Origin of the sequence: Polynucleobacter sp. AP-Nickl1-40-C4, assembly GCF_035012665.1 — a bacterium.
GTDB lineage: Bacteria > Pseudomonadota > Gammaproteobacteria > Burkholderiales > Burkholderiaceae > Polynucleobacter.
This window is the reverse complement of sequence record NZ_JAYGQR010000001.1, coordinates 38,330-65,071: the sequence shown is the minus strand read 5'-3', so window position 1 is coordinate 65,071 and position 26,742 is coordinate 38,330. Positions and strand designations below refer to the sequence as shown.

Genomic DNA, 26,742 nt, shown 5'->3' with positions numbered 1-26,742 from the left:
AATAACATAGAGAATTTTAATAATTCGACTTTTATCCTTTATCCCCTATAATCCTTAAAACCTCCAGAATCGCGTTTAAATTTGGTCGAAATCTGCATCTGGAGCTATAAAAACAGCATTTTTATTGATTTAGAGGCTGCCGCATTTGTTAATCCTTACACGCAAAATTAGCGCATTCAATGCTGCTCACTGCATCACTTCCTTGGTAGTTGCGACTTTTGCTTGCTCTGTGTTTGCGCAGTCCGCTACCAATGACATCACGCCGGCAAGTGTCAGCGTGCAAACAGGTGATACATCTTTAACTGCGCCTCCCTCAATTAGTGCTCAGCTGAGTGCTAAGGATAAGTCCTCAAAGGCTACGGAACTATTTGCACCAGTTACCAAACAAAATACCCCAAAGATTTATGTCAACAACGCATCAACTGGCTCATCAGAAATGGATTTACGCCAACTTTGGAGTGAGCTCAAACTCAATAATCCCCAGCTTGGCGCATTGCGTGAATCGTATTTATCGGCGAAAGCAACTGTGCCTCAAATTGCAGCACCAGCTAATCCACAGGTTGGTCTAGTGTGGTCCGGTATGCCGGCTAACTCCCCATTTGCATTAGGTGGTGCTAATGCACCATCTCAGCAATACCCCGGTGGAATTAGTAGTAATAACTCAATTTCGATTGCTCAGCCATTTCAGTTTCCAGGTAAAAAGAGTTTAGCTGCTGATATTGCCGATACCAATGCAGAGGCATTGCTGGCTCAATCTGAGGCAGCCTATTTGCAGTTAGGTGCACAGTTATCTACGCTGTATTACAGCGCGCTTGCTGCACAAAAGCAGTTGCAAGTGCTAAAAGAGTCGGTGATTCGTTTGGAGATGATTAAGAATGTTGCGAAGGCTCGCTATGCGAATAATGCTGCTGCTTATGTTGAGTATTTAAATGCTCAAGTTGCTCAAAGTTCTGCAGAAGCAGATCAATTTAATTTAGAGCGCCAGCTACAAGTAGCGTTAAACAACATTAATACTTTAGTGGGGCGCCACTCACGTGAAAAGCTTGTTCTCAAAGGCGATGTCCGCCGTTCGATGAATGCAATGCCAACCTTGATAGAGTTAGAGGATTACGCCGAATCTAGTCACCCAAGTCTAAAAGGATCTGCCCTCCAATTGGAGGCCGCTCGCAAAGGGGTGACCTTGGCGAAGAAGGCCTACTTGCCAGATTTCCAGGTGATTGGTTCTTCCTATACCCCACGCGGACCATTTTCAGCCAATAATGGTGCCTTGTTTTACCAGTTAGAGTTAGACCTCATTATTCCTTTGTACTTTTTTACCAAGGAGAAATACGGGGTGGAACAAGCGATCCGCAATCAAGCTTCTGCTGAGGCAAGCGATATTTCTAATCGTCAACAGATCGTGCTGGCTGTGAACTCAGCTTACGCTTCTTATGAGCAAGCCAGAACTGCGGCAAACTTTCTCAGGGATAGGCAAGTACCTCAGGCTGATGCAGCATACAAGGTCGGATTAACTCAGTATTCCAATAATGGCCAAGGGTTCAATGATTTGTTAACAGCACAAACGCAATTACGCGGCTTGGAAATTCAGCTGGCTCTTGCGGAGAGTAATTTATTGCAAGCGCAAGCTGTTTTATTGGCTACGGCCGGTAAAGAACCTTTTTAAGGAGTTGTTTTGAAGCATAAACTGATTGCCATTTACCAGCGAGCTCTTGCAGAAGCGCATAAGCTAAAAGATCAATTTGTAGCGCGCATTGATGCGAATACAAATAATATCCATCGCTCCTATTGGGCGCTACCACCAGAGACGCGCGCTCGACTGCGTTTAGTGATCATTTGTATTTCAATTTTGATGCTGGGCATTGTGATAGGGCTATTTGTCAATGTGAACCGTCCAGTCAAGCTTGAAAAAAATGATAAGTCATTAAAGGTGGAGTCGTCTGGTGCGATGGAGTTAAAGCTCCCAGGTCTCAATTTAAATCCAGATGTTTATGTATTTACCGAGGCCATTAAATCGGATGTTCCAGTTGAGTTAGCTATGCCTGGTCGTTTGACGTTTAATGCTGAAAAATCGAAAGTGCTCTCGGCTCGAGCTGCTGGACGGGTTGAGCGGATTGACGCCTTTGATGGTGCGCAAGTAAAAGTGGGCTCTCCTGTTTTGGAGATGTATAGCCCAGATTTTATTTCTGCTCAGCAAGAATATCTACTGTCCTCTAAGACTACGAAGATTCTAGAGAATAATAAAGCGATCGGTGATTTATTGTCGGATTCTCGTATTACACAAGAGGCTGCTGCCAACCGCATTCGTAATTTAGGTGCCGGTGATGGCGACATTCATTTCCTAGAAAAGACTGGTAAAACGCAAACCAACTTAGTGGTGCGATCACCAATTGATGGCGTGGTAGTGAAGCGTGCAGTAGAGCCTGGTGCTTTTGCCAACATTGGCGATGTTTTGGCCACCTTGGCGGATCCGAAGGCCTTATGGTTCTTGGGTAACGTATACGAGCAAGATATTGCCAAGATTCAAAAAGGTCAAACCATTATTTTGCGTACTGAAGCCTATCCGGACAAAGTATTCACTGCTAAAACTAATTTTATTGCGCCTACTATTGATCCGGATACCAGGGCTTTAGTGATTCGTTGTGATGTTGATAATTCCGATGGTTTATTGCGTCCGGATATGTTTGCTTCAGGCAAGCTACAGGTTGGCTCATCGCAGGCTGTCGTTTTGCCACAGACTGCTATTGTGCGGGTTCGCGAGATGCGTTATGTCATTATCAGAACGGCTCCGGATACTTTTAGACGTTTTGTGGTCAAAGGTTTCGATCTTGATGGCAAACAATTTGCGGTGACCGAAGGTGTTGAGCCTGGTATGCAAGTATTAACGGATGGCGCGGTCTTGTTAAATGATCGTTTTGCGAAGCAGGAGGAGTAATTGAGTTTCGCAACGAACTTTCTAAGGAGCGTTTTAGATAAACGTGTTCTCATCCTCTTCGCTTCTTTTGTTTTATTGTGCATGGGCGGATATAGTCTCAAGCAATTGCCTATTCAGCCTTACCCTGGTGTAGCGCCGCTCACCATCCAAGCGATCTCCCAATGGCCTGGAAGAAGTACAACCGAAGTAGAGCAGCAGGTGACTATTCCAGTAGAAAATGCACTCGCTGGCATTCCCGGAGTTAAGGCATTCCGCTCGGTATCTCTCTTTGGTCTTTCTGTTGTCACGCTCAAATTTAATGACAACGCAGATCCTTTTAAAGTACGCCAAATCTTTATTTCCAACTTGGGAAATGTGACTTTCCCCCCGGGCGTGAGTTCAAGTGTGAGTCCTGATTCGGATGCTACTGGCGAGATCTTGCGTTACCAAGTTAAGTCTGACTATGCGTCTCCAACCCGACTAAAGACTTTGCAGAACTATGAGATCTATAAAGAGCTCAAACAAACACCGGGAATCGCAGACGTTTCTTCCTTTGGGGGGAAGGTACGGCAGTACAACGTGATTGTTCGCCCAGAGAGCCTGCAATCTAAAAATATTACTGTGGCGCAGCTAATTGATGCCTTAACAAAGGCTAATGACAATACTGGCGGCGGTGTTTTGCCAAGTGGTGAACAGCAGTTTGTTGTACGCGGTGTCGGCTTGCTAAAGAATTTAGATGATATTAGGCGCGTAGTGATTGCTGTTAATAATGGCGTGCCCGTTCGTATTGGTGATGTAGCAACGGTAGAAATTGGCAATGCACCACGTTTGGGCTTGTTCCAGTTTGACGAAAATCCTGACTCAGTAGAAGGAATCGTCTATTTGCGTCGCGGCGAGAATGCCTCCGAAGTCTTGGCGCGAGTGCGTGAAAAAATTACCACAATCAATGCCCATGTATTGCCTCCTGGCATTGAAGTCAAGACATTCTATGATCGTCAGGTGCTATTAGATATTACTGTCGGCACAGTAAAGCATACGATGTTCTTTGGCATCTCTATGGTCTTGATATTGCTGTATATCTTCTTAGGAAATTTTAGGGCCGCCGCAGTAGTTGCAGTTGTCATTCCGCTGGCACTGTGTTTCTCTTTCATCATGATGTACGTGTTTAACGTACCAGCTAATCTAATTTCTTTAGGAGCCATTGACTTTGGCGTGATTGTAGATGCTGCAGTGATCATCACTGAAAACGTTATGCGCCATCTAGAAGATGGCGGAAAACGCTTAAACCAAAGCATTATTTTGGCCACTGCCGAAGTACAAAGGGCCATGGTGTATTCCACCAGCATCATTATTGTTGCTTATTCCCCCTTATTTTTAATGGGTGGAGTTGAGGGAATTATTTTTAAGCCCATGGCCTTCACCATGGGCTTTGCGTTAATTGCCTCGATTATTTTGAGTCTGACATTCTTGCCGGCGGCGATTTCATATTCGTTTGGTGAAAACTTCCACCATGAGCCACCAAAATTTATTACTTGGATACTCAGTCGCTATAAGCCATTACTTAGACGTCTCATGGATCATCCTCGGCATGTAATTACGATATCTATTTTGGTGTTGGGGATTACTTTAATAAGCGCTACCCGTTTGGGTACGGCATTCTTGCCTACTCTTGAGGAAAACAATATTTGGTTGCGGGTTGTCTTGCCCAATACAGTAGATTTGGACTATTCCATTAGCATAGCCAATCAGCTGCGAGAAACCTTTACAAGGCAGCCTGAGATAGACCATGTTGCCGCCCAAATTGGGCGCCCTGATGATGGTACTGACTCTACCGGGGTATTTAATCAAGAGTATGGTTTGTATCTGAAATCCCCAGAAGCGATGCCTAAGGGCACCACAAAAGCCGACCTCTTGAAACGTTTACAGGGTGAGCTCAATCGTATTCCTGGAGTTTCCTTTAGCTTCTCTCAATATATTCAAGACAACGTGAATGAGGCTTTGTCGGGTGTCAAGGGTGAGAACTCGGTAAAGATTTTTGGTACCGATCTGAATATTCTGAATACTAAAGCTCATGAAGTTATTGATCAGCTTAAAAAAGTACGCGGTATTGAGGACGAAAGTATTTTGAGGGAGCTTGGTCAGCCAACCTTGAATATTCAAATCGATCGTGAGCGAGCGGCGCGATATGGTGTAAATGTCGGAGATGTTCAGACTGTAGTGGCGAATGCCATTGGTGGGGCACCAGTTAGTAATTTCTTGGAAGATGAAAAAACTTTTGGTATTGCGGTGCGTTTAAATGAGTCAAGCCGAAACGATTTACCCGATATTGCTAATTTACTGATTGATACCCCTTCAGGTGCCAGGGTACCTTTGGGTATGGTCGCCAATGTTGAATTAACTGATGGCCCATTCTTTATTTACCGCGAAGCTGGGAAACGCTATATTGCTGTGATTTTTAGTGTGCGTGATCGTGATCTTGGGAGTGCCGTAGAGGATGCTAAATATTTAGTGGAGAAGAATGTGGCATTACCCGCCAATTACTCTATTGCATGGGATGGCCAATTCAATCAAATGAAGGCTGCGCAGCAAAAGCTGATGGTCATTATTCCATTAACACTGGTGGCAATTTTCTTGCTGCTAGTGACTGCTCTAGGCAACTTCCGTGATGCCATCATTGTTCTGATTAACGTACCTTTTGCGGCTATCGGCGGCATTATCGCATTGCATCTTGGCGGTGAGACTTTAAGCATTTCTGCCTTGTTTGGATTCTTATCGTTATTTGGTATTGCGATTCAGGATGGCGTGATTTTGATTTCTTATATCAATAAAACTGTTGCGCAAGAGCATGGCGCTATGAAAGATGCGATGGTTGATGGGGCTGCCTTGAGAGTGCGCCCTGTTCTGATGACCGCGATGCTAGCTGGCCTTGGTCTCTTGCCGGCAGCGCTGTCACATGCAATTGGTTCGGAAGCGCAGCGTCCATTGGCCCTTGTGATTGTAGGCGGAATGATCACCACAACTATTTTGACTTTACTAGTATTGCCAGTGATCTACGCAGCAATGAGAGCGCGTGGCAAACACAAACCAGGACTCGTTTAATCATGTCTAAGCAACCCCACATCCTGGTCTCTAATGACGATGGCTATTTAGCTCCTGGCTTGCTAGCTTTAGTAGAGGCGGTACGTCCCTTGGGTCGTATTACCGTGATTGCTCCTGAGCAGAACCATAGCGGTGCCTCGAATTCACTCACATTATCTAGACCATTGTCGATTCATCGCGTTGCTGGTGGCGAGCGGGATGGCTTTTTCTTTGTCAATGGCACACCAACGGATTGTGTGCACGTTGCCATGACAGGATTTTTGGATGAGAAACCTGACCTAGTGATCTCTGGCATCAATCAAGGTGAAAACATGGGTGAAGATACGCTTTACTCAGGCACTGTTGCTGCCGCAGTTGAAGGTGTGATGTTTGGTGTGCCAGGCATTGCTTTCTCGCAAATTGATCGCGGCTGGAATCGTATTGAAGATGCGGCTAAAGCTGCGCATGATGTAGTTGCGCAAATGCTGGTTTCTTCTTTAAGTCAAAACCATGCTGATGGCGCAGCAGCGTTACTCAACGTTAATATTCCCAACCGTCCCTATGCTGATTTATATCGCTGGCGTGTAACGCGCCTCGGCAATCGTCATCATTCACAGCCGGTGGTAGTGCAGGATAGTCCGCGTGGTGAGAAGATCTACTGGATCGGCGCTGCAGGCGATGTCAAAGAGGGTTCAGAAGGCACGGACTTTCATGCGATTGCTGAGGGATGTGTTTCGATCACGCCTATGCAATTGGATTTAACGCACCATGCTCGTTTGGCGGCAATGCGTGCGAATGGCTGGGACCGCGGTTGAAGGCTCCGACCGAACGCTTTGCTGCTTATCGGCAGGCCCTAGCCGCGAAAGTTCATGCTGGCGGAGTAAAACACGGTAAAACCTTAGAGGCGATTGCTACCGTTCCTCGCCACGCTTTTATGGATCCTGGGTTGCACGCGCAAGCCTACGAAGATACTGCGCTACCAATTGGTCACGAGCAGACTATCTCTAAGCCATCAGTAGTGGCACGCATGATTGAGTTGCTTCACAAGCCTAAACATAAACTTGGCAAAGTGCTGGAGATTGGCACTGGTTGCGGTTACCAAGCGGCGGTACTGAGTTTATTGGCAGACGAGGTTTACTCCATAGAGCGTATTCGTCCGCTGCATGACATGGCAAGAGCTAAGTTGCGCCCATTTCGCATTAACAATCTTCGCTTGATATACGGCGACGGTATTTTAGGTTTGCCTCAGGCCGCTCCATTTGATGGGATTATTTTGGCTGCAGCTGGCTTGGGTATTCCGGATGCCTTGCTAGATCAGTTATCGATAGGTGGACGCTTGGTAGCCCCAGTCGTCAAGAATGACAAAGAGCAGCAGCTGGTAATGGTTGAAAGAATGAGTTCCCAGCGCTATCAAAGAACTGTACTGGACGGGGTCTTTTTTGTACCCTTACAATCAGGGGTAGTATGAGATTTATGATGAATTCACCAATTCAGAACCCAATTTGATGCCATCCACTTTATTGAAACTTATCCTTGTTGCGCTCATGTCCTCATCCTTGATGTTGATGGTTGGATGTTCTACACCTCGCACTAAGCCTGCTAGCGTGACTGATCGCAGTGGTGGCTCAAGCGAGCCGACTCCCCCTGGTTACTATCGCGTTAAAAAAGGGGACACCTTGGCGCGCATTGCTTTGGACCATGGTCAGGCACCACGTGATGTGGTGCAGTGGAATAAGGCAGCTAATCCTAGCTTTAATCCCAACGTGATTGAAGTCGGCGACTTGATCATGGTTAAAGCACCAGCAGGAGCTAAACCTACAAAAGTGGCTGAGAAAAAACCATCGCCTGAAAAATCAGATTCAGCAGCCTCCACTCCTGAGCCAGCGAAAAACGATGTAGTTGCTGAGCCGGGCATACGTTTATCTTGGCCTGCAAAAGGTAAGGTCACCGGTGAGTTCAGTGAGACAAATAAGGGGATCGATATTGCTGGTAAGGTCGGCGAGCCAGTTCTTGCCGCCTCTGATGGCAAAGTGGTTTACGCAGGGAATAGTTTGCGTGGCTATGGCAATCTCGTGATTATTAAGCACGACAACACCTATCTCACTGCTTATGCCCACAACAGTAAGCTCTTGGTAAAAGAGGGTGATACTGTTCGTAAGGGTCAGAAGATCGCTGAGATGGGCGATACAGACACTACTGCAGCTAAGCTGCATTTCGAGTTACGCGTTAACGGCAAACCAGTTAATCCAACGCCGTACTTGCAGTAATGTTGTTGGTCTAGGGTAGGCGCCATGGCGACCGTTCTTGTATTCGATATTGAAACCATTCCAGATGTCACTGGATTGCGTCGTCTGGAGGATTTTCCAGACTCCATGAGCGATGCCGAGGTTGCTAGCAAAGTGATGGCTGAGCGCGCAGAGAAGACCGGTAGTGAATTTCTACCCTTGTTTCTGCAAAAGATTGTTGCTATCTCTTGTGTGATCCGCAGGACTACTAAAGAAGGTTTGCCACAAATTAAAGTGGGCACTCTAGGCACTCCGCAGGATGATGAGAAGGTGTTAATACAAGCCTTCTTTGATCTCATCGAAAAATATACCCCTCAATTGGTTTCTTGGAATGGCAGCGGGTTTGATTTGCCAGTGCTGCACTATCGCGCCTTAGCCAATCATGTGCAAGCTCCGCGCTACTGGGAGATGGGTGAAAGCCAGGATTCTGATAGCCGAGAATTTAAGTGGAATAACTACATCAGTCGTTACCACATGCGTCATCTCGACATGATGGATCTCTTAGCAAAATTCAATGGCCGTGCCAATGCCCCATTAGATGGTTTGGCTAAGCTCTGCGGTTTCCCGGGCAAGATGGGTATGGATGGCAGTCAGGTATGGCCTGCCTATCAGGATGGCAAGATTCATGACATCCGCCGTTACTGCGAGACTGACGTGGTTAATACTTATCTCATGTACTGTCGTTTTCAATTGCTGCGTGGTGGCTTTTCTCACGCTGAATATCAAGAAGAAATTGAGTTTGTTAAGGCTTATTTAGAAAAAGAATCTAAAGAGCCTAATGGCAGTCAATGGCAAGAATATCTGCAAGGTTTTTCTGCGGATGCGTAGAGGGGATAAGCCAGTCAATATAGAGGTGACTGAGCCAATTAAAGTCGAAGCGCTGGATTTGGATGCTCAGGGGATTGCACGCCTAGCCCCCAATGAGGAGGAGCTCTCCCAAGGTCAAAGCGGTAAGGTGATCTTTATTAAAGGTGCGCTGCCAACAGAGTTGGTGACTTACACGATCACTAGTGATAAAGCGCGCTTTAGCAAGGCGAAAGTACGCGACATTCTGAAACCCGCCGTGTTTAGGGCGGAACCCAAGTGCAAAGCCTTTGGTGTGTGTGGCGGCTGCACCATGCAGCATCTAGATATACGAGCGCAGGTGGCTATAAAGCAGCGCGTGCTTGAAGATGATTTGCAACATATTGCCAAGGTAAAGCCTGAAGAAATTCTCCGCCCGATGGGTGGACCTACTTGGGAATATCGTCACAGAGCACGTCTAAGCGCTGTCAATCGCTCCATTAAAAAGGGTACGGTACTGATTGGTTTTCATGAGGGTAAGAGCGGCTATGTAGCTGACATGCTAGCTTGTGAAATTTTGCCTAAGCACGTATCAGACTTATTGCCGCAGATGCGCAAGTTAGTGATGGGATTATCGATCGTTGACCGTATGCCGCAGATTGAGATTGCGGTTGGTGAGCCGGAAGATGTCTTCTCGGATGATCCTAAGAAATCAAAACCAGTTACTGCTTTAGTGTTTCGGAATCTCAAGCCCTTAACGGCTGAAGATGAGCAACTTCTCCGACAGTTTGCAGATCAGCACCAGGTTTGGATATGGCTCCAGCCTAAGGGGATTGAGACTGTGGCGCCGTTTTATCCTGAGACCGGCAAGCTTTGTTATCGGCTGCCTGAGTTTGAGGTCGAGATGCCATTTAAGCCTGCAGATTTCACACAGGTAAATCATATGATGAATCGTGCCTTAGTCAGTAGGGCGATTCGATTGCTTGAAGTCAAAGAAACAGATCGAGTATTGGATTTGTTTTGCGGTATTGGCAACTTCACATTGCCGCTTGCTAGAAAAGCAAAACAGGTCCTAGGGATCGAGGGTTTAGAGAGTTTGACGACTCGAGCTAAAGCCAATGCAGAGCATAACGGACTCGTTGATAAGGTTAGCTTTATGCAAAGCGATTTATTCCAAGTTACAACAGAAACAATTGCATCGTGGGGCAAAGCAGAGCGTTGGTTAATGGATCCGCCGCGCGAGGGTGCGATGGAGATTTGTAAAGCGCTTGCAGAGTTGCATATTGCGCAAAGTGAATTATTGCCACAACGGATTGTTTACGTATCCTGTAATCCCAAAACTTTGGCGAGGGATGTAGAGATCTTGTGCCATCAGGCAGGCTACACATTAAGTAGTGCGGGCATTATTAATATGTTCCCCCACACCTCCCACGTGGAGTCTATGGCTGTTTTTGATAAAGCCTAGCCTTTTGATATAGTAGCCAGTAATATATAAAAATAAGTATCAAGGGGGTAGTTGCATGAAAAAAATAGCAATTTTGCTATGGGCTCTTTCTGCGCCTATTGCTTATGGTCAATCGCAAAACTTTGAAGGTTTTGGTTTGTCTGTGGACTACGCATTAAATTCTATTACTGACGTATCAACACCAGGCGGATCAGAAACTAGTCGAAGCGGAATTCCCAGCATTACTGCTGACGCATACAAGGCTATAAATAATCAATGGCTAGTTGGCGCCTATGGTAGTTATGATTTGGCTACAACGGATACTGCGGGCTCTGATCCTGATGCACAGCACCCCATCGAAGCAGGCGGAAAAGTAGCTTATGCGTTTACTGAAAATTTATTGGGCTATATCAAGCTTGGATGGTCTTGGTCGAAGTACTCATCACCCGGTTACTATCAATGGTTGAATGGACCTAGTTACGGAATTGGTGCCGAATACCTGCTCACCAAGCATCTCTTTACTAGAGTAGAGGTATCGCAACAAAACTATAAAACCATTCAATGGAACGATGGCTCAACCGATAAGGTTAATATCAATTCCTATGGCGTTTCTTTGGGTTGGCGCTTCTAAACTTTCATTCTCGAGTGTTCCTGATGCTTAATAATTGCACCAAAAGGGCGCTAAATTAGTGCATCAAGCCTATTGATGGTGCGGCATTCTCAAAACCACTGTCTTACAGAAGAGTAGATTGAACTTGTGCAGTGGCGTATCACTGCCAACCCTTTTTACCTTCGGGAGCGCGTCATGAAAGCCTCAGATAGTTTTGCGATCTTATTGATTTTGGTTGCGCTATCCTATGCTGTGAGCATGTTTGTAGCGACTTAATTATTTAGCTAAACAAACAGACTAAATAGCAGCAATAAAAAAGGCGCCCGCAGGCGCCTAATGAGAGCAGCACACTAGAGTTTTAGCGTGTCTTAATCTCCCTTAATCTCGATTGCCACCAACAATGCCCAAGAGGGCTAGTAAGTTGGTGAAGACGTTATACACATCTAAATAAATAGCCAAAGTAGCCATGATGTAATTTGTCTCGCCACCATTGATGACGCGTTGTACATCAACCAAGATAAAGGCTGAGAAGATGGCGATGGCTAACACCATCACAGTCAACATCAAAGCTGGCAATTGCAACCAGATATTTGCCAATGAGGCAACAATCAAGAGAAGCACGCCAACCATCAAGAATTTGCCTAGGCCTGAGAAATCACTCTTGCTCACTGTTGCAATAGTCGCCATCGTGGCGAAGATGGCAGCCGTGCCGCCAAATGACAACATGATTAATGTCGCACCATTGCTATAGCTGTTTAGGGTGAAGCCAATCAAACGGGACATCATGATGCCCATAAAGAAGGTGAAGCCCAGAAGCAAGAGAACACCAACGCCGGAATCTTTGTTCTTCTCAATTGCCCAGAAGAAACCAAAGGCAACAGCCATAAAGACGATGAAGCCAATAAATGGACTGCCCGAGAACAGGCTTAGACCCATAGCAACTCCAAGCCAGGCGCCAATTACAGTTGGAATCATAGAGAGCGCCAAGAGGGCATAAGTATTACGGAGAACGCGGTTGCGCACCTGGACATTGCTAATTGAGCCGGTTTGGCCAAAGCCGTAAGAGTTCAGATCACTCATATTGACCCCTTCTTTTTCATAGTGAATACAAGAGCCCATGAAGGGCTGTTGAGCTTAAGTATAGACAAAACACCCTAATTTCAAGCCGCTATTGAAAAGACCTACAAATTAAAGGCTTATGCCCTGTAAATTCAAGGGCTTAGCCCTACGGACATAGGGGTAAATACGGTTAGGCAATGTATAATTCGGGGGTCGCTGGAGTGGGGTGGCTTATTGACCTCACCTGGCAAATACCTTTGAAATCACTATTGGAGTCTTGCATGGCAATTGAACGCACCCTTTCTATTATCAAACCTGATGCTGTCGCTAAAAACGTCATCGGCAAAATCTATGACCGTTTTGAATCCGCTGGTTTGAAGATCATTGCTTCCAGAATGGCGCATTTGTCACAAAATGAAGCTGAGCAGTTCTATGGCGTTCATAAAGACCGTCCTTTCTTCAAAGATTTGGTGAGCTTCATGATTTCTGGTCCTGTGATGATTCAAGTATTGCAAGGCGAAGGCGCTATTGCTAAGAATCGTGACTTGATGGGCGCGACTGATCCGAAGAAGGCAGAAAAAGGCACAATCCGTGCTGACTTTGCTGACAGCATTGATGCAAATGCGGTTCACGGTTCTGATGCTCCTGAAACAGCTGCTGTGGAAGTTGCATTCTTCTTCCCTGGCATGAATGTTTTCAATCGTTAATCCACGATTGCTAACGAACAACCTATTTAATATATAAGTAGGCGCATTGACCTCCCCGCGCGTAAATCTCTTAGATTTTGACGCTGACCAAATGGCAGCGTATGTCGCGGGGTTGAATGAAAAGCCCTTTAGGGCAAAGCAACTCATGCAGTGGATACACCAACGCGGTGTAGCTGACATTAATGATATGAGTGATTTAGCAAAAAGCTTTAGAGCAACTTTGCTAGATAAAGCTGAAGTACTTTCCCTCCCCGTTATCAAAGATGAGCATGCCAATGACGGCACACGCAAGTGGCTATTGGATGTGGGCGCTGGCAATGCGGTAGAGTCTGTATTTATTCCTGAGGATGATCGAGGCACCTTGTGTATCTCTTCTCAGGCGGGCTGCGCAGTCAATTGCCGTTTTTGCTCAACTGGGCACCAAGGTTTTTCACGCAATCTCACTTCCGGTGAAATCATTGGCCAACTCTGGTTTGCTGAACATCTTTTGCGTAATGACCCCGAGGCTATTCGTAGAATTGAGAAGTTTCCAACGCCAGGTTGGGAACACACTGGTCGTGTGATTTCTAATGTGGTAATGATGGGCATGGGCGAGCCCTTGCTCAACTATGACAATGTGGTTTCTGCATTGCGCTTGATGCTGGATGACAGGGCGTACGGTTTATCACGCCGTCGTGTGACAGTTTCTACATCGGGTGTAGTGCCGATGATTGATCGTCTCGCACAAGATTGCCCTGTAGCATTGGCAGTTTCATTACATGCGCCTAATGACGCATTACGCGATCAATTGGTGCCACTCAATCAAAAATATCCTCTACGTGAATTGCTTGATGCGTGCGAACGTTACTTACCATTTGCGCCAAGGGATTTCTTGACCTTTGAATATTGCATGCTCGATGGCGTGAATGACTCCGACATCCAGGCAAAAGAATTAATACGCTTACTTAGAAACATTAAGTGCAAAATTAATCTCATCCCATTTAATCCTTTCCCAGAGTCCGGTCTCAAGCGCTCATCAGCCCAACGCGTCAATGCTTTTGCCGGCATCCTTTTAGATGCGGGCATGGTAGCTACTGTGCGTAAGACCCGCGGTGATGACATTGCAGCCGCCTGCGGTCAGTTGGCAGGAGATGTTGTGGATCGCACCCGTGTGCGCGAACGCGCTGTTCACAATGCTGAGATTGAACTCGCCGAGGTTGAGCCGGACGAAGAGTTTGATCAAGATACCAATCTGGGACCAAACGAGCATCCCATTGAGTGGCTCAAAAAGCTTAAGTAAAAATTAGAACCCAACCCATAGATCCTAATGAGCTCTAATCAATCATTGCCACCACTTCCGCTAGGCCCATCCCCTAAGCGTGCAACGCGTCAAGCAACCGTTGCCTGGAAGACCAACATCATTACCGTTGGTGGAGATGCACCCGTGCGTGTGCAGTCAATGACGAATACCGATACTGCGGATGCAGTAGGTACTGCAATTCAGGTAAAGGAATTAGCTCGCGCTGGTTCAGAGATGGTGCGTATCACTGTCAATACTCCAGAGGCGGCTGCCGCAGTTCCTTATATTCGTGAGCAGTTAGACAAGATGGATGTTTTGGTGCCATTGATTGGCGACTTCCATTACAACGGCCATACTTTATTAAACGATTTTCCGGAGTGCGCTAAAGCGCTCTCGAAGTACCGCATCAACCCAGGCAATGTGGGTAAGGGCGCTAAGCGCGATCCACAATTTGCACAAATGATTGAAGCCGCTTGCAAATACAACAAGCCTATTCGAATTGGTGTGAATTGGGGTAGCTTGGATCAAGAGCTACTAGCTTCGATTATGGATAGCAATGCAGCTCTGGCAAATCCAAAGACTGCGCAAGAAGTGATGATTGAGGCTTTGATTCAGTCGGCTTTGCAGTCAGCAGAAAAAGCGGTTGAGTTTGGCATGGATCCCGATCAAATTTTGCTTTCTTGCAAAGTCAGTAATGTTCAAGATTTAGTTGCTGTGTATCGTGATCTGTCACGTCGCTCCGACTATCCGCTGCACTTAGGTCTAACTGAAGCAGGCATGGGTAGCAAAGGCATTGTTTCCTCTACTGCAGCAATGGGTATTTTGTTGCAAGAAGGTATTGGCGATACCATTCGTGTTTCATTGACGCCTGATCCAGGCGCTCCTCGTGAAAATGAAGTCATCGTTGCCCAGGAAATATTGCAAACCATGGGCTTGCGTAATTTCACACCGATGGTAATTGCATGTCCAGGTTGCGGAAGAACAACTAGCACCACCTTCCAAGAGTTGGCAGCGAATATCCAGTCTTATTTGCGTCAACAAATGCCTATTTGGAAGAAAACCCATCCTGGCGTAGAGAATATGAATGTCGCCGTGATGGGCTGTATCGTGAATGGCCCAGGCGAGAGTAAGCATGCCAATATTGGTATTTCATTGCCTGGAACGGGTGAAACCCCTGCAGCCCCAGTGTTTGTCGACGGAATTAAGGTCAAAACCCTGCGTGGTGAGAAAATTGCCGAAGAGTTTCAGGTGATCGTAGATGACTATGTCAAACAAAACTACGCTGCCAAGCTTTAACAAGAAGAATAATAAAAATGACTGACGAGAACAAGCAAACCAAAGTCCAGAAAACGCAAAAGATAAATGGCGTGCGCGGTATGAATGATTTACTACCGGCAGATGCTGCGCAGTGGGCTCATCTTGAGCATGTATTACGTGATTTGACTCGTGCTTACGGCTATGAGTTTTTGCGAACACCCATTGTTGAGGCAACTGCAGTATTTCAGCGTGGTATCGGTGAGGTTACCGATATTGTTGAAAAAGAAATGTATTCGTTCGAGGATCGCTTAAACGGCGAGCAACTCACCTTACGTCCTGAAGGTACTGCCGCTTTAGTACGTTCTGTAATTGAAAATAACTTGCTATACGAAGGACCTAAGCGTCTTTGGTATACCGGCCCCATGTTCCGTCATGAACGCCCACAGCGTGGCCGCTATCGTCAGTTCCACCAGTTTGGTATTGAGGCCTTAGGCTTTGCTGGCCCCGATATTGACGCTGAAATCATTCTCATGGGTCAGCGCTTATGGGATGAGTTGGGTTTGAAGGGCGTTCGTTTAGAGATGAACTCCCTAGGGCAGGCTCCTGAGCGTGCCGAGCACCGCGCTGCATTGGTAACTTACTTTGAGAAAAATCAATCGCAGCTCGATGAAGATTCACAGCGTCGCCTGATTACCAATCCTTTGCGTATTTTGGACTCTAAAAATCCAGAGATGCAGGCATTGATTGAGGGCGCACCAAAATTATTGGATTTTTTGGGCGAAGAGTCGCTGAAGCATTTCAATGCGGTGCAGGCATTAATTAAAGCAAATAACATCCCCTGCAAAATTAATCCTCGTTTAGTTCGTGGCCTCGATTACTACAACCTCACTGTATTCGAGTGGGTGACTGATGAATTAGGTGCACAAGGCACTATTGCTGGCGGTGGACGCTATGACCCATTAATTGAGCGTATGGGTGGCAAGGCTGCACCAGCTTGTGGTTGGGCTATGGGTATGGAGCGGGTTCTGGAATTAATGAAGGTTTCTGGATCATTGCCAGAAGCTCAGGCTCAATGCGATATTTTTGTATTGCATCAAGGCGGCGAGACTTTGACTGCTGCCATGATCATCGCTGAACGCTTGCGGAGCGCTGGAATCGATACCATCCTGTTCTGCCCTCCTGACGGTCAATCAGCCAGCTTTAAGTCCCAAATGAAGAGGGCTGATGCTAGTGGGGCTGCCTTTGCAGTCATTATTGGACCTGATGAATTAGCCAAGAATGAGGCGCAACTCAAGGACTTGCGCGGTACGGGCGAGCAGAAGTCTGCACCCTTGGATGATGTCTTAGGGGCTGCAATTGATGCCCTGGTAGGCGCCTCCGAATAGAATTAAGCTAATACACACTAATTACCTATTAAATGAGTTTGGATTGACATGCCTTTAGATCTAGAAGAACAAGAACAATTAGACCAATTCAAAGCGTTTTGGCAAAAGTACCGTAACCTTATTACTGGGGTCGTTGCAGTTGCGTTGTTTGCTTATGCTGCTTACAGTGGCTATCAATGGTGGCGCAATAGTCAGGCGCTCGAAGCGTCTAAGCTTTATGAAACGATGGTAGGTGCCATTGCTAAAGGCGATAAAGACCAGACTCTGCGCGCAACAGACGACTTGCAAAAAGATTTTGGCCGTACACCTTACGCAGCAATGTCTAGTTTGATCGCTGCACGAATTGCATCGGATGGAGGCGATAGCGCAAAAGCTTTGGAGTATTTGCGTTGGGCGGCAAAAAATGCATCCAATGATGGTTATCTTGGATTGGCGAAATTACGCCTAGTAACTCTATTGATTGAGCAGGGCAGTGAAAAAGATTTTGCAGAGGCCGATCAAATCTTGAATGAGAAGCCGATTGCTGGTTTTGAATCTTTATGGCTTGAGCGTCGTGGTGATTGGTATTTGGCGCAAAAGAAAAATGAGCAAGCTAAAGTAAGCTATCAAGAAGCCTGGAAAAAATTAGACCAAGCAAAAGAATTTCCTGAAGAGGCGCGTCGCCTTCTCAAGGTTAAATTAGATGCTGTTGGAGGAGTTGCTCAGTGATGACTAAAGAAATGAAGCGTTTACCGATGCGCTTAGGCGCCGCCTTGGTATTGGGTGCCGTGGTAATTGCTTTAGCCGCATGCTCTGGTAGCTCCAGAGTAAGGAAACCCGCTGAATTAGTGACCGTTACCAATCAATTTGATTTGCAGCCTGTATGGTCAACTAGCATTGGTTCATCTGAATCCTTTAACTTTCATCCTATTGTTGCTGGCGATGCGGTGTATGCAGCCTCTCATGGTGGGAACTTGGTAAAGATTGATTTAGCAACCGGCAATAAGGTCTGGTCAGTATCCGTTCCTGAGAATTTGTCGGTTGGCCCCGGATCTGATGGCCGTACTACTGTTGCCGTTACTACCAAGGGAGTGGTCTACGCCTATGACGATACTGGTAAGCCGATGTGGAATGTCAGCGTTGGTAGCGAGGTATTAAGTGAGCCGGTGGTAGCCGGTGGCGTTGTCGTAGTTCGTGCGCTAGACAATCGCTTCATTGGGCTGGATGCGCTAACGGGCGCTAAAAAATGGACTTATCAGCGTCAACAAGCTGCATTGTCATTGCGTGTTGGCTATGGAATGCTGGCTATTGGCAACGAAGTCATTGTTACTGGTTTCACTGGTGGGCGCTTTGGCATGATTGCTATTGCTAATGGCGGCTTAGTTTGGGAGACGCCCGTTTCTTTTCCTAAGGGCTTCTCAGAGATTGAGCGCTTGAATGATGTCACCGCTAAACCAAGTATGGAAGGCGATATCCTCTGCGCAGTCTCTTATCAAGGACGTATTGGTTGCGGGCAGGCTCGTACAGGCAACCTTTTGTGGTTCAAAGACTATTCAAGTTATACCGGTACCTCACAAAGCACCGACATGGTTTTCTCAGCAAACGAAAAGTCTTACGTCACCGCCTTTGCAACGAAAGATGGCACTCAAGTTTGGGAAAACACCCAGCTGACATTCCGTGATGTTGGTGAGTCGCTTGCGGTGGGCAGAGTGCTGCTCATGGGTGATGCTCAAGGTTATATCCATGCATTTTCACAGGCGAATGGCGAGATGGTTGCGCGTATTCGTCACGACAGTAGTCCAATCTCGGCTGCCCCCATTGCGGTAGGTGGCCTCATCTTGGTTCAATCTCAAGGTGGAAAAATAGCGGCGTACAGTCCAAAATGAATCCAGTCATCACTATCGTCGGCCGTCCCAATGTGGGAAAGTCGACTCTCTTTAATCGCTTAACGCGTTCACGTGATGCATTGGTGGCAGACTTTTCTGGCTTAACCAGAGATCGACACTACGGCAAAGGTCGTATTGGTGAGCGTGCTTTTATTTGCGTAGATACCGGTGGTTTTGAGCCAGTGGCTAAGACCGGCATTGTTGCTGAGATGGCAAAGCAAACTAAGCAAGCTGTTGCTGAATCTGACATTGTGATTTTCTTGGTTGACGGTCGTCTCGGTATGGCGCCACAAGATCGCGTCATCGCTGATTTCTTACGTAAGACTGGCCGACCAGTCATCCTCGCGGTTAATAAAACAGAAGGCATGCAGGCTGGCGTTGTCACAGCCGACTTCCATGAGCTTGGTTTAGGCGAGCCGTTCCCAATTTCTTCAGCGCATGGTGATGGTGTGCGCGGCTTGATCGATGACGCATTAGATTCCCTTGGCATTGCAGAGCCAGATGAAGATGAATTGGCTAACGATCCAAATCGTCCAATGAAGATCGCCGTAGTAGGGCGCCCTAACGTTGGCAAGTCAACATTGATTAACAAATTAATCGGTGAAGAGCGCGTCATTGCATTTGATATGCCAGGTACCACTCGTGATGCGATCGAAGTTCCGTTTGAGCGCAATGGCAAGCCTTACATCTTGGTTGACACTGCAGGTTTGCGTCGCCGTGGCAAAGTTTTTGAAGCGATTGAAAAGTTTTCTGTTGTTAAAACATTGCAAGCGATTGCTGACTGTAATGTGGTGATCTTGATGTTAGATGCTCAGCAAGATATTTCTGAACAAGATGCGCACATCGCTGGATTTATTGTGGAAGCTGGTCGCGCCTTAGTGGTTGCAGTGAATAAGTGGGATGGCTTGGATGCGTATGTAAAAGAGCGTGCTCGATTAGAGATTGCACAAAAGCTCCGCTTCCTCGATTTTGCAAATGTGCACCCAATCTCCGCTAAAAAGGGTACAGGCCTTAAGGAGCTCTTTAAGGATGTGGATTCTGCTTATGCAGCTGCAATGGCAAAACTACCAACCCCACGCTTAACCCGTATTTTGCAAGAGGCAATTGAGCATCAACAGCCTAAACGCGTTGGTATGGGCCGTCCTAAATTGCGTTATGCCCACCAAGGGGGCATGAATCCTCCAATTGTGGTCATTCATGGCACATCCTTGAGTGGGGTGACTGATAGCTACAAGCGATACTTAGAAGGTCGCTTTAGGGATGTCTTTAAATTACGCGGTACGCCTCTGCGTATTCAGATGAATACCGCTAAAAACCCCTACGTAGAAGCGGATAAGGGTAAAAAAGGCAAAAAGCGTTAATTTGAGCTGAGTTTTATCCATCATTCGAAATGGGCTTGATTTTTTCCAAAATCAGCCCAATATAGAGGGCTGATTGAGTAGTTTGTAATAAATGATTTGTAGTGAAGGTTTGTAGTGAATTGGTATTTAATAAAAAAGCAAGACTCCCAAAAAAAGTAATTAAGCAAAAAATAATTAAGGAGCAGTATGAGTAATAGCAACCCCAACAAAATTCAATTACTTCAGGATCCTTTTCTCAATGCTTTGCGCAAAGAGCATGTTCCTGTTTCGATCTATCTTGTAAACGGTATTAAGTTACAGGGCAATATTGAATCTTTTGATCAATATGTTGTCCTCTTGCGCAATACCGTGACACAGATGGTTTACAAACATGCAATCTCCACGATCGTTCCTGCTCGTGCGATTGATTTCCGTTTGGAAGAAGCTAGCCCTGTATAAAACTGGAGTAGATGCGGCACGCGCCGTTCTGGTTGGAGTGGATACAGGACGCGAGGATTTTGCGGATAGCATGGCTGAGCTCAGTCTTTTGGCTGACAGCGCCGGCTCTATCCCTGCAGCCAGTGTTATTGCACGTAAAGGCAAGACCGACCCTGCCTTGTTTATCGGTTCGGGCAAAGCTAACGAACTCAAGAGGGTGATGGAGGAGCAAGGCGCAGAGCTTGCCATCTTTAATCACCCGCTATCCCCAACTCAGCAACGTAATTTAGAGCGTCACATTGGCTTTCATGTGATGGATCGCACGGGCTTGATTTTGGATATCTTTAGTCAAAGAGCGCAAAGTCATATTGGTAAGACTCAAGTTGAGCTTGCACAAGTTCGCTATCGCATGTCACGCTTAGTGAGAGCTTGGAGTCACTTAGAGCGTCAACGTGGTGGTATTGGTGTGCGTGGCGGCCCTGGTGAGACGCAGATGGAGTTAGATCGACGGATATTGGCCACTAAAGCGAAGCGCTTGGAAAATGAGCTTGAAAAACTGCAGCGTCAGCAAAGAACCCAAAGACGTTCCCGAAACCGTCGGGATGTGTTTTCAGTCTCCTTGGTTGGGTATACCAATGCAGGTAAATCGACCTTATTTAATGCCTTAACCAAAGCTGGAACTTATGCTGCTGACCAGTTATTTGCCACCCTGGATACCACCTCTAGAAGGGTCCATTTGGAGGGGGTTGGTTCCATTGTTGTCTCTGACACGGTTGGATTTATCCGGGATTTGCCTCACCAGTTAGTGGAGGCTTTTAGGGCTACTTTGGATGAAACCATCCATGCCGACCTGATTTTGCATGTTATTGATGCTTGTAGCCCTGTAGCCAGGGAGCAAAAAGCGGAAGTTGAGGCGGTTTTGGAGGAAATCGGGGCTGACGACATCCCTCGTATCGAGGTTATGAATAAGATCGACCAGATGCCTCAAACCTTCACCCGTGGGGCTGTTTTAGAGCGGGATGGGGAGGGTATTCCGAGCCAGGTTTTCCTGTCGGCCAAGACGGGCTTGGGCCTTGATTTACTCCGTTCAGCCTTGGCCGAATGCTCCCAAATGACTGATAGAATAAGGGTCGAGCACAACCGTGCCAAGAAGCAATTGGCCCCGGATGAGTTTTTAGAGCCTTTACCCGAACGACCAGAAACTTCTGAATTTAATCCGATTGCCAAGCGAAGCTATTTTTCAAATGATGCGTAAATTTCTCGACCTGTTTTCGGTCAATGATCCAGGTTGGGGCAATAGCCACAATCCCGGTGGATCCAAAGATGCCAAAGATGGGCAGGGAAATGAACAAGCTCCCAAAGCGGATCCAGAAGCCAATAAACCGGTAGAAACTCAGCCAACGAATCAGCCAACTAAGCCAGATGGCCCGCCAGACTTGGACGAGCTATGGCGCGACTTCAACGACAGAATTGCCGGCATCTTTGGTGGCAAGAAAACACCAGGTACAACGGGCAGCCCTGCTAGTAAGCCAACGAATAAACCAAACAGTACTGATATTCCCCCGCCTTCACAACGCGGAAATGGCGGCAACGGAGGTGGTAATGGCGGTATCAATACACCTAACTTTAATTTCAGTAATCCATTTGGATCGAAGGCGAGCATCCTCATTGCGGGCGCCCTTGTCTTCTTCATATGGGTCTGCAGTAGCTTTTTCATCATTCAAGAGGGGCAGGCTGGCGTTATTCTGACTTTTGGTAAATATGATTACACCGCAAAACCGGGTATTAATTGGCACATGCCTTGGCCGATTCAATCTGAGGAGACTGTCAATCTCTCGGGCGTTCGCTCGGTAGAGGTCGGTCGCCCTGTGTTGATCAAGGCCACCAATCAAAAAGATTCCTCCATGCTCACAGAAGATGAAAACATCATCGATGTGCGTTTTGCTGTGCAATATCGCCTCAAGGATCCTACGGATTATTTATTTAATAATCGTGATCCTGATACTGCAGTTGTGCAAGCGGCAGAAACTGCAGTGCGTGAGATTGTTGCCCGCAGCAAAATGGATACCGTGTTGTATGAGGGGCGCGAAAAGATTGGTATTGATTTAGCCAGCTCAATTCAGAAGATTTTGGATAGCTACAAAACGGGCATTTACGTGACTAGCGTAACCGTCCAAAACGTTCAGCCACCAGAACAAGTTCAAGCAGCGTTTGATGATGCAGTCAAAGCGGGTCAAGACCAGGAGCGCTTGAAGAGTGAAGGCCAGGCTTACGCTAATGACATTATTCCGCGCGCCAAAGGTACTGCAGCCCGTCTGATTCAGGAGGCTGAGGGCTACAAGGCTCGTGTAGTTGCTACTGCAGAGGGTGATGCCACGCGCTTTAAGCAAATTTTGGTGGAGTACGCAAAGGCGCCACAAGTAACGCGTGATCGCATGTATATCGATAGCATGCGTGAGATGTATAGCAACGTGACCAAAATCTTGGTTGATACCACCAAGAGCAATAGTCTTTTATATCTCCCGCTTGATAAGATCGTTGCACAGGTGAGTGCTGAAAGTGCTCAAGCGGCAAATACACAGGCAAATCAGTCTGGTACCAACACTCCAACTGGTAGCGTGACGGTTGGTGGTGCCACTGGAGTAAATACACCAGCCCCAACTTCCAGTGCCACTCCTGCAACCCCAGCGTCAGCTGTGAATAACTCTACCGATAAACGTGATGGTCTCCGTAGTCGTGATCGGGAGTCCAGATAATGAATGCCAATCGTTTAATCGCTGCAGGTATTGGCTTTATTGCGCTGATTTATGTTCTGTCCTCTAGTATTTTTGTCGTTGATCAACGTCAGTTCGCTGTGGTGTTCTCATTTGGACAGATTGTTCGTGTGATTGAGAGGCCGGGCATACAAATAAAGTTCCCAGCGCCATTTGAAAACGTGCGCTTCTTCGATCGCCGCATTTTGACAATCGATAATCCAGAAGCAGAGCGTTTTATTACTGCCGAGAAGAAAAACTTATTAGTAGATTCTTATGTGAAGTGGCGCATTGTTGATCCACGGAAGTTCTTTATTAGTTTTAAGGGTGATGAGCGTCTGGCTGAAGACCGCTTAACCCAGTTGGTTCGATCGGCACTAAATGAAGAGTTCACCAAACGCACTGTGCGTGAATTGATTTCTGATCAGCGTGAAGAGGTGATGCAGGGTATTCGTAAAAAAGTCGCTGATGATGCTGCTGATATCGGCGTAGAGATTGTTGATGTGCGCTTAAAGCGTGTTGACCTCTTGGCAGAAATCAGTGATTCTGTATATCGCCGTATGGAAGCAGAGCGTAAGCGTGTGGCTAATGAGCTCCGCTCCACGGGTGCTGCAGAATCCGACAAGATTCGTGCGAATGCAGAGCGTCAACGTGACACTATCCTGGCGGAAGCTTATCGCGATGCCCAAAAGATTAAAGGGGCAGGGGACGCTAAAGCGACTGCACTCTATGCAGAGGCGTTTGGGCGCGACCCCCAGTTTGCTCAGTTCTATCAAAGCCTAGAAGCCTATAGAAGCTCTTTTAAGGACAAGAAGGACATTATGGTGGTTGAGCCGAATGGTGAGTTCTTTAAGTTCCTGCACAAAAAATAAGAAAGCGAATAGTCCACATCATGAATCGCTGGTTACTTCCTGAAGATATTGCAGACGTTTTGCCTGCGCAGGCTCGCAAAGTTGAGTCATTGCGTCGTGCTATTTTGGATCTGTATCAATCGTATGGTTATGAGTTAGTTGTCCCTCCTATTTTGGAGTTTTTAGACTCTCTATTGACCGGTACTGGTTCCGATCTTAATCTGCAGACCTTTAAATTAGTGGATCAACTCTCTGGCCGTACTTTAGGCCTACGTGCTGATATAACGCCGCAAGTAGCCCGCATTGATGCGCACCTATTAAATCGTGATGGCGTTACTCGTCTTTGCTATGCCGGCTCTGTTGCGCACGCTCGCACCCCAGTTGGTAGCTCAGCACGTGAAGAGTTGCAGTTGGGCGCCGAAATTTATGGTTGTGCGACTTGGGAAGCTGATCTAGAAGCTATTACCTTATTGCTCAAAACGCTTTCAGTTGCGGGTTTAAACAAAGTCTATCTCGATTTGTCGCACGCCGGCATTCTGACGGGCATTTTGGATGGCCAGAACTTAGATAAAGAAACCATTGAGACCTTATATGGATTGTTGCAAAGTAAAGATCGCCCACGCTTAAGTCAGTGGGCGGCGTGTTTACCTGCGCATGTTGCTAAAGCGCTGATGGCCTTGACCGAGTTAAATGGCCCTTGCGCTGAAGTATTGGCAAAGGCTAAGAAAGACTTGCCTAAGCACGTAGCAATTGACCAAGCTTTGGCAGACCTGGAGCGTTTGGTTTTAGCTGCAGCGAAGTTATCTGTCAACTTAGAGCTCAGCATTGATTTGGCGGATCTTCGTGGCTATCAATATCACAGTGGTGTGATGTTCGCGGCTTATGTTGATCAATTGCCTCAGCCCATTGCCAGAGGTGGTCGTTACGATCATGTAGGCCAGGCCTTTGGTCGTCCTCGTCCTGCAACCGGGTTCTCATTAGATCTATTGACTCTAGCAAACTTGTCACCATTGAATGTGCGTAAGACGGCAATTATTGCTCCTTGGATAGAGGATGCTGCCCTGAGTCAAGCCATCGCAACATTGCGCGAGTCTGGTGAAGTGGTTATCCAGGCTCCAACAGGTTTGAAATTAGAATCTGCCGAATATGAATGTGACCGCGAGCTTGTGAAGCAAGGCAGCTCTTGGGAAGTAAAGAAGAAGTAGTAAAAAATTGAATTAATGCAGCGAATTAATAAAGCATCGAACAAATAAAGCAGTAAACAATTAACTTATTTTGTAATTATCTTTTTGGATTTCATTATGTCTTCAAAGCAGCAAACCAAAGGTCGTAACGTAGTTGTCATTGGCACTCAGTGGGGTGATGAAGGCAAGGGTAAGGTAGTGGATTGGTTGACTGACCATGCACAAGCAGTGGTTCGCTTTCAAGGTGGACACAACGCTGGCCATACCTTAATCATCGGCGACAAGAAGACCATTCTGCGTTTGATTCCTTCCGGAATCATGCATAAAAATGTGATTTGCTATATCGGTAATGGCGTGGTGCTTTCACCAGAGGCGCTTTTTAAAGAGATCGGTGAGCTCGAGGCTGCTGGTTTAGATGTTCAGTCCCGTCTCAAAATTTCTGAAGCAACCACTTTAATTCTGCCTTATCACGTAGCTATTGACCATGCTCGCGAGAAAAAGCGCGGTGAGGCAAAGATTGGCACAACTGGTCGTGGCATCGGACCTGCGTATGAAGATAAAGTAGCTCGCCGTGCTTTGCGTGTGCAAGACTTGTTCTACCCAGAAAAATTTGCTGAGCAGTTGCGTGAGAACTTGGAATATCACAATTTCATGCTCACGAATTACTATGGTGCTGAGCCAGTCAGCTATGAGAAGACTTTAGCTGAAGCGATGTCTTATGCAGAGCGTCTCAAGCCAATGGTGGTGGATGTATCCAGCGCTTTGTATGCTGCCGAGCAATCTGGCCAAAACCTATTGTTCGAAGGTGCCCAGGGCACATTGCTCGATATCGATCACGGCACCTATCCCTATGTAACCTCCAGTAACTGTGTAGCAGGTAATGCTGCTGCTGGTTCAGGCGTTGGCCCAGACTCCTTGCAATACATTTTAGGTATTACGAAGGCTTACTGCACACGCGTTGGCGCTGGCCCATTCCCGAGTGAACTGTATGACCATGACAATCCAGCAAGACAAGATCCGATTGGCGTGCGTTTGGCTGAAGTGGGTAAAGAGTTTGGTTCCGTCACTGGCCGCCCACGCCGTACCGGTTGGCTAGATGCTGCTGCATTGAAGCGCTCGATTCAGATCAACGGCCTATCTGGTCTTTGTATTACTAAGTTAGATGTCCTTGATAGCTTTGAAACCATTCGCTTGTGCGTTGGGTATAACCTTGATGGCAAGAAGTTGGATGTGTTGCCGCGTGGTGCAGAATCAGTTGCCCGTTGCGAGCCAATTTATGAGGATTTCTCGGGCTGGAAGGGTACAACTTTCGGTATTCGCGAGTGGGATAAGTTGCCCGCCGAAGCCCAGAAGTTCCTCCGTCGTATCGAGGAAGTGGCTGGTAAGCCGATTGCAATGGTATCTACAGGCCCAGAGCGTGACGAAACCATTCTCCTCCAGCATCCTTTCCAGGATTAATGGAAAATATTTAATTAACCATATTTATTAACTTTCGCTTTAGAGACAAAGGTTC

At 46.8% G+C, this 26,742-nt stretch carries 22 protein-coding genes and 1 pseudogene; 22 read left to right on the top strand and 1 reads right to left on the bottom strand.

Annotation, left to right across the window (positions count from 1 at the left end; all coding sequences use genetic code 11):
* Positions 1–145: 145 nt before the first annotated feature.
* The 9 genes and pseudogenes from VC182_RS00210 (at position 146) to VC182_RS00170 (ending at position 11,132) form a co-directional block, all read left to right on the top strand.
* Positions 146–1,663: a TolC family protein gene (locus VC182_RS00210; RefSeq protein ID WP_072582159.1), complete on the top strand. Its 1,518-nt coding sequence runs from the start codon at positions 146–148 to the stop codon at positions 1,661–1,663.
* Positions 1,664–1,672: 9 nt separating this feature from the next.
* A complete protein-coding gene (locus VC182_RS00205; RefSeq protein WP_216157030.1) occupies positions 1,673–2,932 on the top strand; it encodes an efflux RND transporter periplasmic adaptor subunit in 1,260 nt (419 codons plus the stop codon).
* Positions 2,933–6,010 (top strand): CusA/CzcA family heavy metal efflux RND transporter, encoded by a 3,078-nt coding sequence (locus VC182_RS00200; RefSeq protein ID WP_323484146.1) that lies wholly within the window; start codon positions 2,933–2,935, stop codon positions 6,008–6,010. It abuts the gene before it with no gap.
* A gap of 2 nt (positions 6,011–6,012) precedes the next feature.
* Positions 6,013–6,804, top strand: a complete 792-nt coding sequence (gene surE / locus VC182_RS00195; protein ID WP_323484145.1) for a 5'/3'-nucleotidase SurE — start codon at positions 6,013–6,015, stop codon at positions 6,802–6,804.
* A 29-nt stretch (positions 6,805–6,833) separates the two neighbouring features.
* A pseudogene (locus tag VC182_RS00190) lies at positions 6,834–7,457 on the top strand (protein-L-isoaspartate(D-aspartate) O-methyltransferase); the annotation flags it as partial.
* Positions 7,458–7,533: 76 nt separating this feature from the next.
* Positions 7,534–8,256 (top strand): peptidoglycan DD-metalloendopeptidase family protein, encoded by a 723-nt coding sequence (locus tag VC182_RS00185; RefSeq protein WP_323484144.1) that lies wholly within the window; start codon positions 7,534–7,536, stop codon positions 8,254–8,256.
* A 24-nt stretch (positions 8,257–8,280) separates the two neighbouring features.
* The gene (locus VC182_RS00180; protein ID WP_323484143.1) at positions 8,281–9,102 is read left to right on the top strand and encodes a 3'-5' exonuclease; all 822 of its coding nucleotides are present in this window, start codon (positions 8,281–8,283) and stop codon (positions 9,100–9,102) included.
* On the top strand, positions 9,095–10,522 hold the full coding sequence (gene rlmD / locus VC182_RS00175; protein WP_323484366.1) for a 23S rRNA (uracil(1939)-C(5))-methyltransferase RlmD: 1,428 nt from the start codon (positions 9,095–9,097) through the stop codon (positions 10,520–10,522). Before VC182_RS00180 ends, rlmD begins: the two co-directional genes overlap by 8 nt.
* A gap of 55 nt (positions 10,523–10,577) precedes the next feature.
* Complete coding sequence (locus VC182_RS00170; RefSeq protein WP_323484142.1) at positions 10,578–11,132, top strand: outer membrane protein; 555 nt, start codon at positions 10,578–10,580, stop codon at positions 11,130–11,132.
* Positions 11,133–11,489: 357 nt separating this feature from the next.
* Here the strand turns inward: VC182_RS00170 and VC182_RS00165 are convergent, their stop codons facing one another.
* A complete protein-coding gene (locus VC182_RS00165; RefSeq protein ID WP_323484141.1) occupies positions 11,490–12,191 on the bottom strand; it encodes a Bax inhibitor-1 family protein in 702 nt (233 codons plus the stop codon).
* 260 nt (positions 12,192–12,451) lie between these two features.
* Between VC182_RS00165 and ndk the strand changes: the two genes are divergently transcribed.
* The 13 genes from ndk (at position 12,452) to VC182_RS00100 (ending at position 26,687) form a co-directional block, all read left to right on the top strand.
* Complete coding sequence (gene ndk, locus VC182_RS00160) at positions 12,452–12,877, top strand: nucleoside-diphosphate kinase (protein ID WP_071465494.1); 426 nt, start codon at positions 12,452–12,454, stop codon at positions 12,875–12,877.
* 46 nt (positions 12,878–12,923) lie between these two features.
* Positions 12,924–14,156 (top strand): 23S rRNA (adenine(2503)-C(2))-methyltransferase RlmN, encoded by a 1,233-nt coding sequence (rlmN, locus tag VC182_RS00155; RefSeq protein WP_216121936.1) that lies wholly within the window; start codon positions 12,924–12,926, stop codon positions 14,154–14,156.
* A gap of 27 nt (positions 14,157–14,183) precedes the next feature.
* Complete coding sequence (gene ispG, locus VC182_RS00150; protein WP_323484140.1) at positions 14,184–15,452, top strand: flavodoxin-dependent (E)-4-hydroxy-3-methylbut-2-enyl-diphosphate synthase; 1,269 nt, start codon at positions 14,184–14,186, stop codon at positions 15,450–15,452.
* A 17-nt stretch (positions 15,453–15,469) separates the two neighbouring features.
* Positions 15,470–16,798, top strand: a complete 1,329-nt coding sequence (hisS, locus tag VC182_RS00145; protein ID WP_323484139.1) for a histidine--tRNA ligase — start codon at positions 15,470–15,472, stop codon at positions 16,796–16,798.
* A gap of 48 nt (positions 16,799–16,846) precedes the next feature.
* Positions 16,847–17,506 (top strand): tetratricopeptide repeat protein, encoded by a 660-nt coding sequence (locus VC182_RS00140; protein WP_323484138.1) that lies wholly within the window; start codon positions 16,847–16,849, stop codon positions 17,504–17,506.
* Entirely contained in the window at positions 17,506–18,663 is a 1,158-nt protein-coding gene (bamB, locus tag VC182_RS00135) for an outer membrane protein assembly factor BamB (RefSeq protein WP_323484137.1), read from the top strand. The genes VC182_RS00140 and bamB overlap by 1 nt, the downstream gene beginning before the upstream one ends.
* Positions 18,660–20,024 (top strand): ribosome biogenesis GTPase Der, encoded by a 1,365-nt coding sequence (gene der / locus VC182_RS00130; protein WP_072582172.1) that lies wholly within the window; start codon positions 18,660–18,662, stop codon positions 20,022–20,024. Before bamB ends, der begins: the two co-directional genes overlap by 4 nt.
* Before the next feature lie 186 nt (positions 20,025–20,210).
* Positions 20,211–20,462, top strand: coding sequence for an RNA chaperone Hfq (hfq, locus tag VC182_RS00125; RefSeq protein WP_072582173.1), 252 nt, complete (start codon positions 20,211–20,213; stop codon positions 20,460–20,462).
* Complete coding sequence (gene hflX, locus VC182_RS00120; protein WP_323484136.1) at positions 20,422–21,696, top strand: GTPase HflX; 1,275 nt, start codon at positions 20,422–20,424, stop codon at positions 21,694–21,696. Before hfq ends, hflX begins: the two co-directional genes overlap by 41 nt.
* A complete protein-coding gene (gene hflK / locus VC182_RS00115) occupies positions 21,686–23,197 on the top strand; it encodes an FtsH protease activity modulator HflK (RefSeq protein WP_323484135.1) in 1,512 nt (503 codons plus the stop codon). Before hflX ends, hflK begins: the two co-directional genes overlap by 11 nt.
* On the top strand, positions 23,197–24,066 hold the full coding sequence (gene hflC / locus VC182_RS00110; RefSeq protein ID WP_323484134.1) for a protease modulator HflC: 870 nt from the start codon (positions 23,197–23,199) through the stop codon (positions 24,064–24,066). Before hflK ends, hflC begins: the two co-directional genes overlap by 1 nt.
* 20 nt (positions 24,067–24,086) lie before the next feature.
* A complete protein-coding gene (locus tag VC182_RS00105) occupies positions 24,087–25,250 on the top strand; it encodes an ATP phosphoribosyltransferase regulatory subunit (RefSeq protein ID WP_323484133.1) in 1,164 nt (387 codons plus the stop codon).
* A 96-nt stretch (positions 25,251–25,346) separates the two neighbouring features.
* On the top strand, positions 25,347–26,687 hold the full coding sequence (locus tag VC182_RS00100; protein ID WP_323484132.1) for an adenylosuccinate synthase: 1,341 nt from the start codon (positions 25,347–25,349) through the stop codon (positions 26,685–26,687).
* Positions 26,688–26,742: the final 55 nt, after the last annotated feature.